12 protein-coding genes and 1 tRNA gene are annotated in these 14,619 nt (G+C 57.9%); 11 read left to right on the plus strand and 2 right to left on the minus strand.

Annotation, left to right across the window (positions count from 1 at the left end):
• Window positions 1–37 precede the first annotated feature (37 nt).
• The 6 genes from ybiB (at window position 38) to dnaG (ending at window position 5,751) form a co-directional block, all read left to right on the plus strand.
• Window positions 38–1,036, plus strand: coding sequence for a DNA-binding protein YbiB (ybiB, locus tag IGW04_RS18865; RefSeq protein WP_194714640.1), 999 nt, complete (start codon window positions 38–40; stop codon window positions 1,034–1,036).
• Window positions 1,008–1,784, plus strand: a complete 777-nt coding sequence (gene cobA / locus IGW04_RS18870; protein ID WP_407672147.1) for a uroporphyrinogen-III C-methyltransferase — start codon at window positions 1,008–1,010, stop codon at window positions 1,782–1,784. Before ybiB ends, cobA begins: the two co-directional genes overlap by 29 nt.
• Window positions 1,785–1,870: 86 nt before the next feature.
• Window positions 1,871–3,067: a BaiN/RdsA family NAD(P)/FAD-dependent oxidoreductase gene (locus tag IGW04_RS18875; RefSeq protein WP_194714641.1), complete on the plus strand. Its 1,197-nt coding sequence runs from the start codon at window positions 1,871–1,873 to the stop codon at window positions 3,065–3,067.
• Between the two features lie 79 nt (window positions 3,068–3,146).
• Entirely contained in the window at window positions 3,147–3,359 is a 213-nt protein-coding gene (rpsU, locus tag IGW04_RS18880) for a 30S ribosomal protein S21 (protein ID WP_005665410.1), read from the plus strand.
• A gap of 106 nt (window positions 3,360–3,465) precedes the next feature.
• On the plus strand, window positions 3,466–3,915 hold the full coding sequence (locus IGW04_RS18885) for a GatB/YqeY domain-containing protein (protein ID WP_194714642.1): 450 nt from the start codon (window positions 3,466–3,468) through the stop codon (window positions 3,913–3,915).
• A gap of 30 nt (window positions 3,916–3,945) precedes the next feature.
• Window positions 3,946–5,751 carry a DNA primase gene (gene dnaG / locus IGW04_RS18890; RefSeq protein WP_194714643.1) on the plus strand — a complete coding sequence of 602 codons (1,806 nt, stop codon included), beginning with the start codon at window positions 3,946–3,948 and terminating at the stop codon, window positions 5,749–5,751.
• A 95-nt stretch (window positions 5,752–5,846) separates the two neighbouring features.
• Here the strand turns inward: dnaG and IGW04_RS26155 are convergent, their stop codons facing one another.
• Window positions 5,847–6,185 (minus strand): hypothetical protein, encoded by a 339-nt coding sequence (locus IGW04_RS26155; protein WP_323744881.1) that lies wholly within the window; start codon window positions 6,183–6,185, stop codon window positions 5,847–5,849.
• A gap of 31 nt (window positions 6,186–6,216) precedes the next feature.
• On the opposite strand from IGW04_RS26155, the gene rpoD reads away from it, so the two are divergent.
• The 5 genes from rpoD (at window position 6,217) to IGW04_RS26160 (ending at window position 13,192) form a co-directional block, all read left to right on the plus strand.
• A complete protein-coding gene (gene rpoD / locus IGW04_RS18895; protein ID WP_323744882.1) occupies window positions 6,217–8,457 on the plus strand; it encodes an RNA polymerase sigma factor RpoD in 2,241 nt (746 codons plus the stop codon).
• Window positions 8,458–8,540: 83 nt separating this feature from the next.
• Window positions 8,541–8,619, plus strand: a tRNA-Ile gene (locus tag IGW04_RS18900).
• Between the two features lie 360 nt (window positions 8,620–8,979).
• Window positions 8,980–9,870, plus strand: coding sequence for a hypothetical protein (locus IGW04_RS18905; RefSeq protein WP_194714645.1), 891 nt, complete (start codon window positions 8,980–8,982; stop codon window positions 9,868–9,870).
• Between the two features lie 409 nt (window positions 9,871–10,279).
• Complete coding sequence (locus IGW04_RS18910; protein WP_194714646.1) at window positions 10,280–11,707, plus strand: hypothetical protein; 1,428 nt, start codon at window positions 10,280–10,282, stop codon at window positions 11,705–11,707.
• Window positions 11,708–12,046: 339 nt separating this feature from the next.
• Complete coding sequence (locus IGW04_RS26160) at window positions 12,047–13,192, plus strand: HNH endonuclease (RefSeq protein WP_323744883.1); 1,146 nt, start codon at window positions 12,047–12,049, stop codon at window positions 13,190–13,192.
• Window positions 13,193–13,378: 186 nt separating this feature from the next.
• Here the strand turns inward: IGW04_RS26160 and IGW04_RS18920 are convergent, their stop codons facing one another.
• Window positions 13,379–14,092 (minus strand): MobA/MobL family protein, encoded by a 714-nt coding sequence (locus IGW04_RS18920; RefSeq protein WP_194714647.1) that lies wholly within the window; start codon window positions 14,090–14,092, stop codon window positions 13,379–13,381.
• Window positions 14,093–14,619 lie beyond the last annotated feature (527 nt).

A 14,619-nucleotide genomic window follows, 5' to 3' on the forward strand; every position in this document is an offset into this window, starting at 1 on the left:
TCGCGCGCAGGGCGGCCGGCATAGTAAGCTTGCGGCCATGAATACTGAAACTGCTTCCTTCCCCGCCGCCCGCTTCATCAAGGAGATCGGCCGCGGCAAAAAAGGCGCGCGCAGCCTGTCGCGCGACGATGCCCGCGATCTGTACGCCGCCATGCTGGACGGCCGCGTTTCCGACCTCGAAATGGGCGGCCTGATGCTGGCCATGCGCATCAAGGGCGAATCGGTCGATGAAATCGCCGGCTTCCTGGATGCCGGCGAAGCGTCGTTCGAGCCGCTCGCCGTCCCGGCCGCCGGCTTCGCGCCTATCGTGATCCCCAGCTATAACGGCTCGCGCCAGATGCCCAATCTCACGCCGCTGCTGGCCCTGCTGCTGGCCCGCGCCGGCGCGCCGGTGCTGATCCATGGCGTGGTCGCGGATCCGGGCCGGGTCACCACAGCCGAGATCCTGCACGAGCTGCAGGTCGCATCGGCCGGCAGCCCGGCGCAGGCCGCTGCGCTGTTTGAGCAGGGCCTGCCGGCTTTCATGCCTGTCGATGCGCTGGCGCCGAAGATGGCGCATCTGCTGTCATTGCGGCGCGTGCTGGGCGTTCGCAACTCCACACATACGCTGGTAAAGATCATGCAGCCTTTCGCCGGCGCGGCGCTGCGGCTGGTGTCCTATACCCATCCGGAATACCTGACCATGCTGAGCGAGTATTTCAGCCATGCCGCGCCGGTGGGCAAGGGCGACGCCTTCCTGATGCGCGGCACCGAAGGCGAAACCGTGGCAAACGCCAAGCGGGCCCAGCAGATCGAATGGTTTCATGACCATCAGCGCACCACCCTGGTGCAAAGGCAGGCGCCGGTCGATGAGATGCCGCCGCTGCCTGCCCAAAGTGATGCAGCCACGACCGCTGCGTGGATCAGGGCTGCGCTGGACGGCCGGGAGCCGGTGCCGGCGCCCATTGCCGAGCAGGTGGAACACTGCTTGCATGTAGCGAGGCTGTTACAGCACAAGCAGGGTGGGCATGATGAGCGCAGCATCGAAGGCAGGTAGCACAGGCAAGGTATTTCTGGTCGGCGCCGGCCCCGGCGACCCCGAACTGCTCACCATCAAGGCCGTCAGGGCGATCGCCGCAGCCGACGTGGTCTTGCTGGACGACCTTGTCAACCGCGAAGTGCTGCAGCATGCGCGGCCCGATGTACGCATCGTCGAGGTCGGCAAGCGCGGGGGCTGCCGGTCCACGCCGCAGGAATTCATCGAGCGGCTGCTGGTGGCGGAAGCGCGCGCCGGCCACCGCGTGGTGCGCCTCAAGGGCGGCGACCCGTTCATCTTCGGCCGTGGCGGCGAGGAATGCGCCACGCTGCGCGCCGCCGGCATCGAGGTCGAGGTCATCAACGGCATCAGCAGCGGACTGGCAGCGCCCTCGGCCATCGGCGTGCCGCTGACACACCGGGCCTACAGCCAGGGCGCCATCTTCATCACCGGCCATGGCAAGACCGAGCACGACAATCCCGACTGGGCCACGCTGGCCCGGCTGGACCTGACGCTGGTGATCTACATGGGCGTGGCCCGCTGCGCGGAGATCCAGGCAGCCCTGCTGGCTGGCGGCAAGCCTGCCGACACGCCGGTCGCGGTGGTGCGCTCTGCCACCGGCGCCGCCCAGGCCCGGCTCATCACCACGCTGGGCGCGTTGCCTGCCGCGCTTGCGGCTTCCGGCCTCGGCAGCCCGAGCATCATCGTCATCGGCGACGTGGTGCGCTGCGCCGCCGGCGCGGCGCTGCCGCAAGCGGTTGCGGCCTAGGCTGGCAGCTCGCCCCCTCACCGGCACGCAGTACGCCGGCAGGCCAATGCCGCTACAATCGCGGCTTCGTTTTCTGAAGTCCTGCCATGTCCCAGCATTTTGATGTCGCGGTAATCGGCGCCGGCGCGGCCGGCATGATGTGCGCCAGCGTCGCCGGCCAGCGCGGCAAGCGGGTGGTGCTGGTCGACCACGCGACACGCCTGGCGGAAAAAATCCGCATCTCCGGCGGCGGCCGCTGCAATTTCACCAATATCGACGCCGGCCCGCAGAATTTCCTGTCGGAGAATCCGCATTTCTGCCGCAGCGCCCTGTCGCGCTACACGCCGCAGGATTTTCTCGGCCTGATGAAGCGCCATGGCATTGCCTGGCATGAGAAGCACAAGGGCCAGTTGTTCTGCGACCGTTCCGCCGAGGACATCATCGCCATGCTCAAGGCGGAATGCGACGCCGGCGGCGTGGCATGGCGCATGCCGACCAGGGTGCAGTCGCTGCGCAGGGAAGGCGAGGACTTCGTCATTGCCACCGAGGGCGGCGAGCTGCGGGCCGGGTCGGTGGTGATCGCCACCGGCGGCCTGTCGATCCCGAAAATCGGCGCGACCGACTTTGCGTTCCGCATTGCCCGCCAGTTCGACATTCCCTTGATCGAGCCGCGCCCGGCGCTGGTGCCGCTGACCTTCGACCTGGCCGCCTGGCAGCCTTTCGTGCCGCTGGCCGGCATCGCGCTGCCGGTCGACATCGAAACCGGCGCAAAGAAAACCCGCATGCAGTTCCGCGAAGACCTGCTGTTTACCCATCGTGGCCTGTCCGGCCCGGCGGTGCTGCAGATTTCCAGTTTCTGGAAGGACGCGGCGACGCTGTCGCTGAACCTGCTGCCGGAAGTCGACGTCGGCGACGAACTGCTGCGCGACAAGGGCGCCATCCGCAAGAACCTGGTGAACCATCTGTCGCAGTGGCTGCCGTCGCGCTTGGCCGAAGGCCTGCTGACGGCGAACGGTTTCGATCCCGCCGCCCGTCCGGCCGACATGCCGGACAAGCAGTTGCGCCGGCTGGGCGACACCCTGAATCGCTGGACCATCACGCCGAACGGCTCCGAAGGCTACCGCAAGGCCGAAGTCACCCGCGGGGGCGTCGATACCCGTGCGCTGTCGCAGCAGAGCATGATGGTCAATGAAGTGCCCGGCCTGTATTTCATCGGCGAGGCGGTCGATGTCACCGGCTGGCTCGGTGGATACAACTTCCAGTGGGCATGGGCGTCCGGCGTCGCTGCCGGGAAAGCAATTTAAATCGTACAAACAGCTTTCTTTTGAAAAAAAGGGCTGTTATACTCGCCGTCTTCCCATTCCAAACCTTTGGTTTTTGTACATGACCACTATTCGCCTTAAAGAAAACGAGCCGTTCGAAGTCGCTATGCGTCGCTTCAAGCGCACCATTGAGAAAACCGGCCTGTTGACCGAACTGCGGGCGCGCGAGTTTTATGAGAAGCCGACCGCTGAGCGCAAGCGCAAGCTGGCCGCTGCAGTGAAGCGCCACTACAAGCGCATCCGCAGCCAGCAATTGCCGAAAAAACTGTACTGATTACCTGCCGCACACGCTGCGGTTGAGGTGGCAACCCGCTCCGGAAAGTCCGCAGCGGGTTTTGGCATTTATTGATCCGCTCGTCGGATCGTTGAAAAGGATCATCATGGGCCTGAAGGAAAAAATCACCGAGGACATGAAGGCGGCCATGCGCGCCAAGGATGCCCAGCGCCTTGGCGCCATCCGCCTGCTGACTGCCGCCATCAAGCAGAAGGAAGTCGACGAGCGCATCGAGCTCGACGATGCCCAGGTGCAGACCATCATCGACAAGATGATCAAGCAGCGCCGCGACTCCATCAGCCAGTTCGAAGCAGGCGGCCGCCAGGACCTCGCCGATGCCGAGAAGAGCGAGCTGGCAGTGCTGTCGGCCTACATGCCGGCCGCCTTGTCGGAAGCGGAAGTCCAGGCCGAGGTTGACGCGGCAGTGGCCTCCACCGGCGCCGCCGGCCCGCAGGACATGGGCAAGGTGATGGCCGTGCTCAAGCCGAAACTGGCCGGACGCGCCGACATGACAGCCGTTTCCGCGCTGGTGAAATCGGCTCTTGCCAATCGCTGATAACGGCCGGCCTGCGGCTATGATGCCGTCGTGATTCCGCAATCCTTCATCCAGGACCTGCTCGCCCGCGTCGACATCGTCGACGTGGTGGGCCGCTACGTCCAGCTGAAAAAGGGCGGCGCCAACTACATGGGCCTGTGCCCATTCCATAACGAAAAATCCCCGAGCTTCACCGTCAGTCCGGCCAAGCAGTTCTACCACTGCTTCGGTTGCGGCGCCCATGGCACCTCGATCGGCTTCCTGATGGAATATTCCGGCCTCGGCTATGTCGAGGCCATCAAGGACCTGGCGCAGAACGCCGGCATGACGGTGCCGGAAGACGAAAGCCGGGTGCCGTCGGCCAGGCGCGCCGAGGCCCAGGCGAAAAGCCTTGCGCTGTCGGAGGCGATGTCGCGCGCATCCGACTTCTACCGCCAGCAGCTGCGCACCGCGCCGCAGGCCATTGCCTATCTGCAGAAGCGCGGCCTGACCGGCGAGATTGCCGCCCGCTTTGCGATGGGCTATGCGCCCGCCGGCTGGGACAGCCTGCGGGCAGCCTTTTCCGACTATGCCGATCCGGCGCTGGTGGAAGCCGGCCTGGTGATCGACCGGGCCGCGGAAGAGGGTGGTGCGCCGCACAAGCGCTACGATCGTTTTCGTGACCGCATCATGTTTCCAATTCGCAACACCAAGGGCCAGGTGATCGCCTTTGGTGGCCGTGTCATGGACAGTGGCGAACCGAAATACTTGAATTCGCCCGAGACGCCCCTATTTCAGAAAGGCAGCGAGCTATACGGTTTGTTCGAAGCGCGGCAAGCGATCCGGGAAGCCGGATATGTACTGGTCACTGAGGGATATATGGATGTTGTGGCACTAGCCCAGCTTGGATTTCCACAGGCAGTGGCGACCCTGGGTACTGCCTGTACACCGGTCCATGTGCAGAAACTGCTGCGTCAGACCGACCATGTCGTGTTCAGCTTCGACGGCGATGCCGCTGGCCGCCGCGCCGCTCGCCGCGCGCTGGATGCCTGCCTGGTCCACGCCGGCGACAGCAAGAGCATGCGGTTCCTGTTCCTGCCGGCCAGCCACGATCCGGACAGCTATATCCGCGAACACGGCGCCGAGGCATTCGAGGAACTGGTGCGTGAAGCGATGCCGCTATCGCAGTTCCTGCTCGGCGAAGTCAGCGCCGAAGGCGAACTCCACACCGCCGAGGGGCGGGCCAGGGCGCAGTTCCATGCCAAACCGATGCTGCAGGCAATGCCGCCGTCATCCTTGCGCCTGCAACTGGTACGTAGCCTGGCCAATCTCACGCAAACCACGCCGGCCGAGATCGAAGCGCTGTTTGAACTGAGCAATCCGGTGGCTGTCGCACCGCAACGCGCAGCACCGCCCCGTGCGGGAAGCCGTTCGGCGCCCGAAGGGCTGGAAAAGAAGGTGATCCGATTGTTGATCGCCCAGCCAGTACTGGCCGCCGAGATGGACCAGGCGTCGCTGCAGGCGCTGGCCCAGGTGTCGCCCGACAGCGGTGCGCTGCTTTCCCAGTTGATCTCGGAGGCGCGGGCCATGGGCGGCCAGGCCAATTTCGCCGGACTGGCAGAGCGCCTGCGCGCCGCCGGCCCGGAGTTCGACGCCCTGATCAGTGTGATTGCGGCCGATACCGAATATGATGTCGAAAGCGCAAGAGCGGAACTGGCCGGCGCGGTGCGGCAGACACGTTTGAAGCTGTTGAATGCGGAAATGGAAAGGCTGGCTGCCGGCGCCATGACGCCTGAATCGCATGCGCGTTACCGCCAGTTAATGACGGAACGCGAGGAGTTGAAGCAGCAGGCGGCAGCCGAGGCGAAATTGCGCTGACATTGGCAATGTTGCTTGTGCGATAGTATGCTATGTTATTATTTAAAGCTTTTTATTCAAGATCTTAGGCGTTTTGTAGGTCTGGTTTCAGCAGTTCATGAAATACCATAGCGCTGCACTTTTGCGCGATACGCAATCAATCTGATGTAGGGCGAAAGTCCGCAAACTGTTGGTTTTGATTCCATGGCGAACGCAATGAAGAAACCCGTGAAACACCAGGCGGCCCCGGCAACCGAGGCCAAGACAGCGCCGGGCATACCGGCGGACAAGGTTGGCGCCAGTGCGCCAAAAGCGGTTTCCCGTGCAGCCACGGCGTCTTCCGCCAGCACATCATCCCCAGCAAAACGAGCATCCACTCCCAGGCCGGAAACAGCGGCGGCCAAGCTAGGCAAGGCAAGCCGGCAAGTGGAAAAATCTTCATCCAAAGCGGCCATAGAGCCGGCTTCTGCGCAATTGAAAGCTCCCGTGACAACCAAGAAAACCGAATCCAAAGCTGCCGGAAAGACCGCCAAGCTGGCAGCGCCTGTCGAGACCAGGCAAGAGACATCCGTATCCCCAGCCATGGGCGCTGTCAGCCAGACCACCGACGCGGCGACGCTTGCCGCGATCGACACCTCCGGCTACGTGCTTCCGAGCGTGAAGGTGCCAGGCCGCCGCGGCCGCAAGCCCAAGGATTTCCAGCCCGAGAACGAGGAAGTCGCCGCGCTGAATGCGGTCGAGCGCGCCGAACTGAAGGCGGCCGACAAGGCCAAGGCGCGCGATCGCAAGGCCAAGGAAAAGGCGCTGTTGAAAGATGCGTTCTCGTCCGACACCGAGGCGAGCGAGGAAGAACTCGAGCGTCGCCGGCAAAAGCTCAAGACCCTGATCAAGCTCGGCAAGGAGCGCGGTTTCCTGACCTATTCGGAAATCAATGACCACCTGCCGGAAAACATCGTCGACCCGGAAGCGATCGAAGGCATCATCGGCACCTTCAATGACATGGGCATCGCGGTCTACGAACACGCGCCCGACGCGGAACAACTGCTGCTGTCCGACAGCGTGGCATCTGCCGCCAGCGACGACGACGCCGAAGCCGCGGCCGAGGCGGCGCTGTCAACGGTCGACTCCGACTTCGGTCGCACCACCGACCCGGTGCGGATGTACATGCGCGAGATGGGCTCGGTCGAACTGCTGACACGGGAAGGCGAGATCGAGATCGCCAAGCGCATCGAGGACGGCCTGAAGGACATGATCCAGGCGATTTCCGCCTGCCCGACCACGATCTCCGAAATTCTTGCCGCCGCCGACCGGATTTCCAAGGACGAGACCAAGATCGACGAAATGGTGGATGGCCTGGTCGACGAGAACCAGACCGAAGCAGCGCCCGCGCCGGCTGTCGTTGCCGCTGATGCCGACGACGAAGACGAGGAGGAGGGCGACGAGGAAGAGGACGAGGAAGAAGAGGAAACCGGCACTGCCGCCGGCGCCGCGGGCTTCTCGGCCGAGCAGCTCGAGCAGCTCAAGCGCGACGCGCTGGGCAAGTTCGGCGTGATTGCCGAGCAGTTCGACAACATGCGCAAGGCGTTCGAGAAGGAGGGCTACAACTCCAAGGCCTACGTCCGGGCGCAGGAAGCCATTTCCAATGAGCTGCTGGGCATCCGCTTCACCGCCAAGGTGGTCGAAAAGCTGTGCGACACGCTGCGCGGCCAGGTCGATGAAGTGCGCCACATCGAGAAGCAGATTCTGGACGTGGCCGTCAACAAGTGCGGCATGCCGCGCAATCATTTCATCAAGGTCTTCCCGGGCAATGAAACCAACCTGGACTGGATCGATGGCGAAGTCGCTGGCAATCATCCCTACAGCGTGGTGCTGGGCCGCAATGTGCCGACCATAAAGGAACTGCAGCAGAAACTGATCGACCTGCAGGCCCGCGTGGTGCTGCCGCTGCCCGACCTGCGCAACATCAACAAGAAAATGGCCGCCGGCGAAATGAAGGCGCGCAAGGCAAAGCGTGAAATGACCGAGGCCAACTTGCGCCTGGTGATCTCGATTGCGAAGAAGTACACCAACCGCGGCCTGCAATTCCTGGACCTGATCCAGGAAGGAAATATCGGCCTGATGAAGGCAGTGGACAAGTTCGAATACCGTCGCGGCTACAAGTTTTCGACCTACGCCACCTGGTGGATACGCCAGGCCATCACCAGGTCGATTGCGGACCAGGCGCGCACGATCCGCATCCCAGTGCACATGATCGAGACCATCAACAAGATGAACCGCATCTCGCGGCAGATCCTGCAGGAAACCGGCGCCGAGCCGGATCCGGCAACGCTGGCGGTCAAGATGGAAATGCCGGAAGACAAGATCCGCAAGATCATGAAGATCGCCAAGGAGCCGATCTCGATGGAAACCCCGATCGGCGACGATGACGATTCGCATCTGGGTGATTTCATCGAGGACAACAACACGCTGGCGCCTTCCGACGCGGCTCTGCATGCGTCGATGCGAGGCGTAGTGAAGGACGTGCTGGACTCGCTGACGCCCCGCGAAGCCAAGGTGTTGCGGATGCGTTTTGGTATCGAGATGTCGACTGACCACACCCTGGAAGAGGTGGGCAAGCAATTCGATGTCACACGCGAGCGGATCCGTCAGATAGAAGCCAAGGCCCTGAGAAAACTGCGCCATCCGTCGCGCTCTGACAAGCTGAAGAGTTTCCTCGAAGGCAGTTAATCCATCCCACTTTTCGTTGTACAATGCTGCCGGCCCTGAATAAGGGCCGTGCAGTTTTGGCAAGCCACCCTTGCCAACCAATTGGGCCTCTAGCTCATGCTTGGTTAGAGCAGCGGACTCATAATCCGTTGGTGCCGTGTTCGACTCACGGGAGGCCCACCAATATAATCAAAGGGTTACAGTGATTTTTCCTGTAACCCTTTTTCTATTCTGAAATTAAGGGCACATTGAGGGCACAGATTTGATCGTTCATGATCCTTCTGGCTCCCAGTCTATAATCCCCTTTGGATGGCAATGTGTAAGCACCGAGGGCATGGATTTTGTACGCAACCAAAGTCTTCCTCGGAGGTAATAGTCATATAGGCCTGCCAAAAAGTGAAAGTAGGCATGACATTTACTTGATTGACTCTGGCCGCCTCTTTGCTCGTTTTCTATGTCCTATAATCCGCTTGAATCTAATTGAATCCGCCTCAATCAAGGTGGTACTTCCGCGCCAAGTGTGCAGACGAAGACTACAAGCTCATGAATCAGACATTGGATGACTACACAACTCAGGATCTGTTGGCCTTTTATTGTCGCGTGCAACCCGTACTGAAAGAGTGGATTGCTAAGCCGGTATGGACGGCAAGAGAAACCGCTATGCTGTGTGCTGGCTATATCCCCCATGAGTCCCTGGAGGATGGAAGTTCTATAACGCCCCATTTTCAAGAATCAATCTCGTACGGCACCCTCATAGATCCGCACGGATACGTGCCTCCAAATCACGAACTTCACAACGTTTACCTTGAACTGCTAAGCGGCAAGCAGGCAGCTTCTCCATACGACATGGTGAATTTGCTTCGGCCGGCAATATCCACGGCGTACTCCCGGATAAATACCGGACAAGAATACAAATGGGCTACATCGAAAAGGCTGTTCACTCTCAAAGCACTTAGAGAGTTTCAGTGGTTCCTCATCATTGGAAATGCGGTAGGTTTACAGGTGCCGGCCATTGTTCCCTTTGACTTACTTAATGGGTTGCGTGACCAATTGGTCTGTCCGCCCGTAAGTAAATCATCGACTGAACAGTCATGGACCGAACCGAAAAAGGGCGAACAGCCAGACATTTCATACATCATGGCGGGAGCTCAGTCGGTGCAAGAGCCGGAGGTTAAGCAGCGAAAGTTCCGAGAGCGACAGCTCCCACAAGCGACGCCAGAAGTACGCGGATATCACACTACCGAGGAAGTGGCTGGGCTAACCAATCTGTTGCCTGCTACGTTAAACAAGTACGCCCGCGCAGGAACGACTGTAGAAGGTTTCACGCCCTTTAAACGTCAAGGTGGAAAGGCTTGGCAATGGCGGAACGATCGACAACACGCTGAGTACGACGCTAGCGCCAACACAGATAAACCAAAGCATAGATCCAAATAAAAAGAATTAGCCAGCGCCTGAGCGCTGGCCTTTATGCCCTTGGCCCGACCAGAAGGGCTTACAGTTTCCCCGCCACCCTTTTGTCGGCGAGCGTTGTAACCTTTCATATTCCGTCATAATTCGTCTATTTCCACTGTCCTCTTTTTCCGTTTTATTTCCGTGTAAATTCGCATAAATCCATTATTGATCGGCAATCGGAACCAATGACTCCAGACTTATGGAAACCAGACTTATGTGCAAATCGTTATTGTAGGCTATGATTGGCCTCTTACATATGTGCATTTAGGCATGAACTGGTACCGCCTGTGCGGCGATGTCAGGTTCCGCGACTGCGGTGTCGATGCTTGGTGCACGCGGGGGATAGCTCCATTGGTACGGGTTGCCGTATAAACCACTTTTTTAGGGGATTATGGAGACGGAGAAAAAGGCCAGGCCATTTGGCAGTAGTGGCATTAGCATTTCAGATGTCTACCGGTATGCCGACGGTATAGAAGCGGAGGTGACGCAGGAGGTTATTCAGCTCATACGGGAACCGGTCCGTGACAAGGAAGGGTGGTATCTGGTGCAGACCCCGCCGAAGACGTTGACGTTGGTAGATGAGGTTGTCCGCTACATTGCCGCGAATCACCAGAAGTCGCGCTCGTACTGGGGTGCAAAGTTCTCTCTGGAGCCGTTGCTGCTAGATAGAGATCCCTTCGAAAAACCGAAATGGAACTTGGTTTTTGCGCGGAACGCGACCGCCCTGAACTTTTACATGATTCTCCGGGCCTTTTACGTCTTGCTTTGCTTCCCTGAATATGCGGCATCGAAGTATTGCGCCAGTATCGAGGCCGCGAAGCAGGCGATCTTAAGCGTCTATCGCTCTGGCTTTGTGGAGTTGCCTCCGACGGGATTTTCATTGCCTGAGGGCGTTTCCGAGGCGGAAATGAGAAGTGCCATTACGGAACTGATTTGGCCAGCGGCGGAACGATTTAATCTGGTGGTGGATAAGATCGCCGAGATCGTGAGTGCCTCGGGTTACCGTTCCAGAGTGGCGCGGGAGTTGGCGAAGCTCCGAATCCGGCGCAGCAGCGTGACCTCGCTGATTAACGGGCTGCTGAAGCACCACGGCCGCCTGACAGTGGTGGCAGTAAGGCTGTCGATTCGCCAGAGCCCTGGCTGCGCTTATATTGGCGAGACCATCCAAAAGGCGATGAATCGCCTGATTGCGGATCGGCGCAATGATGACCTTCTGAAGGAATCGGTCGGCTACTTCTGGGTGTTGCAGGAGAGTTTCAAGACGAGTTTCCGGCAGCGTTTGTCGACGATACAGACGCAGAATCTGGAGGGCGGCGCCATTACGTTGCATTACGACCTTGTGATGTTTTTTGATGCAAAGCGATTTGGCGAGGTGAAAGCGATAGCCACGCATCTCGGTGCCTGCTGGAAAGTCATTGCCGGGGAAGCTGCCTCATATCGGATACTCAACGGAAAGAATTTAAGTCCATATCCCGCCGACGGGGTGAGTTGGCGAGAAAAAATTACTGGCAGATTTCCAATGGAGGCTGAGTTTGTAGGGCTCGTCAGGAACGGATCAATCCAGGCGTCGAATCTCCGGGCTGTAGCAGCCAAGATGGTATTTTCCGCTGTGTTGCGCAAGCCATCTGATCAATCGCCAACCCTTATAAAAAGTAAGACAAGGCGCTTTGGAAAAAGCGATCTGCTAACAGGCTGTGGATTTGATAAGGCGGGTAGGGGAAATAATTCTGGGCATTCTGGTGCGAAACATGAGCGAAAAAGGCGACCAAAATATGTGGCTCCAGATTTTGGAGGTCGGCTCGATCAAGATGCTCGTTAGAACAGGAAACAGCCTGCATTGAGTCTAGATGTAACTGTCCAGAAAAGATGCGTGATACGCGACGTTTCGTGGCTCAACCGCACTGCCGTAGTGTCACTTTTGCTTTTTTTTTGTAATGCGTGCTGATTCTTGAACTGTTGACCACCCATTCTGGAGGAACTAACTAGATAGGCGTTGTTTCGTTAGAGCTGGCCGCTTTGGTATGTGGTAACAATCGGCCATTGCCGCCGTTCACCCTCGACCATTACGCGACCATTCGGCCGGTTTCCGCCCAACGAGCGGAGAGTTATTATCAAAAACGCGAAATTATCCGCTAGAATTGCCCGATGACCATCTGTTGTGAACATCAACGAGCGACGATGGTTTTTTGCGAGAACGAAAAGAATAATGGCGCTTTTTATTCAAAAACCGATTTTCTGGAACACAAGTCATTATCTGACTCCATCGGGCGCCCTTGCCACCAGCGGGTACCCTAAGGCGAAGGGCTACGGTTACGAGGAGTGGAATAATTCTCCACGCATGCTGCTTACGGATGGACAACAGCGCTACCGCGTGTTTCACACCGAAGGTCTAGGTGTGGCGCCACTTGATGAAAATGCGGGACAGACGTTCATCTTCATGACCGTCTCGCACGCTGGCATCCAGCAGCTTGTCGGTATTGCAGGGAACGCAATCGGTCTCTCGCTCGACCACTATCGACCGCAACGTGAGAAGATCGTCCAAAAGCTATCACTGCACGATCTGTGGAAAGATGCTTGGGCGATTCCAAACGTGCAAAAGCAGCATCAAAACAGCCAGCGACAATTCCTGAAAGATTGGGAACGGGATCTACACTGGATTCCCAATTGGATGTGTCCAGACGACTTTTATTGGTGGCTCGAAGAACCGGTGACGCTCGATTCGCGGGCGATAACGGGGAAGGGTAAGCTGCTCGGAATGTTCGGTAGCTACACAGCGCTCGACCTTCCAACTGTCGGCCGTTTGCTTGATGCGATCCCCGTAAGGCAGCGTAAAGAAAAGTGGACTCGCCTCACCGACGCGATTCAGTGCGCTCCGACAAGAACCTTGGCGACTGAGGACATGTCCGACGGCAGCGAACCAATCACGACCGTTCTCACGAGGGTCAACGCTCGACGCGGCCAAGGCCAATTTAGAGAAGATTTGATGCAAGTGTGGGGCGGCGCTTGCGCCGTCACAGGAATGGAATGCCGCGAAGTGCTTAGAGCTTCCCACGTAAAGCCGTGGGCCGCATCCACATCTAAGCAACGGCTCGATATCCACAATGGACTTCTGCTGTCCGCGAATCTTGATGCACTGTTCGACAAGGGGCTCATTACGTTCGACGAAAGCGGTCAGATGCAAATTTCGCCGCGCCTGGATGCAAAGCATCGTGAGGCTCTGGGGTTGCCAAAGCCACTACGTTTCGCACACAAGGAACTTGCAGCCTACCTCAAATATCATCGGGACAAGGTATTCCAGCACTGAGCGAGTCGTTGCACCGCAATGACCGGTGCACTAGCCGAATTCGTCAGCGCCTGCAAATGCCTTTATTTCGAATGCGATTCGCGCGATTAATCGCACGAATCGACCTACTTTGGGAAAACGCCTGCCTTTTATTTCCCCGTCCGAGTATCTAGCTAGCAAATTTCGTGGCACTCAGCACGCGAGCCATTATGCGTCGTGCTTTCTCCTTTTTTTCACAATGCATGCTTTGTCACCTTCTGACATTCCCTGAATGCGGGTGGGGCCAAGATGGGATTCCGGTACGCGATTGATACCTTGTGCTTTGAGCGAACGGTGATCGACTCTCGCGGCGTGCCCATGTTTTTCCAACGCAGCGTTTTGTAATTCGGCGCAAGTCTTGCGTGTATTAATAACCTCGTCACGCAGTACCAAGCGATTCTTTCCTCCGCTATCTTTTTTGCATCCGCCGTTCTCAGGCTGCTTCGCGTTGTAGCGGCTGAACGTCTGTTCAGGGGATCGCTCGATACCATCCTGCATGCGATCCGAGAACATCAAATGCAGGTGCGTATTGGTGCTCCCTTCAAGTGATGAGATTGGAGCATGCACCGCATACTGGTAAGGCTTGTCTCCGACCATCGCAGAAATCATGTCATCAACCAGCTCTTTCTGCTGTTCATGCGTCAACTCCTCAGGCAGTGCAATTTCGTGTTCGCGATAGACCGCACCGTTTGCGCGTTCGTATTTATCGCCCGCCTTCCAGAATGCAGCGGGATTGTCTTGCGCCCAGCTTGGCATATTGCCGTACCCGGTAAAAACCAAATCTTCCTTATTTACATATTTCCCCTGCCGAGTGATGTAGGCAGCGTGGTTAGATGCGGTGCTTTTCTTTCCGCTTTTGATCGTGAGATGGAAGCTCGCCATGATGTTACTACCCTTTCTTCTGTAAGAATGAAAAAAGCCAGCGGTTTGATTCGCTGGCTCCAAATGAGGTAGGTAATCTGTATGGTTTTGAAGTCTGATTATGAGAAAGGGTAAGTGCGCGTCCTTATATAGCCTCTTAGGATTCCTTGTACTTATCTTTCTCTTTGATTCATCTACTACTCAACCTGATTACTTTTCCACATAACATACATATTCTTGTAAAAAAAGAATGGAGATGAATTGTGCAAGCATGTGTTTGCACTTGTTTGGGCTGCAAATGGAACTGACCTGGCTGCTGTTTTAAATGGTGTTATTGGAATTCATTTGATAGATAACTTTATAACTTCATTCATCTCTTTATCGCGGCATTCAGCAGCGCCCGATAAATATGACTGGACTGAAGGATAGATTGGATACTTTGAATGCGAAAGCAGATAAGGTTAAACGATGGCAGTGCCAGCAGGATCGTCAGGATGCTCTGAAGGAGTCGATGCATAACGACCCGGTGACTGCGCAAATGGCGAGAT

Source organism: Noviherbaspirillum soli (assembly GCF_015352955.1).
GTDB lineage: Bacteria > Pseudomonadota > Gammaproteobacteria > Burkholderiales > Burkholderiaceae_D > Noviherbaspirillum_A > Noviherbaspirillum_A soli.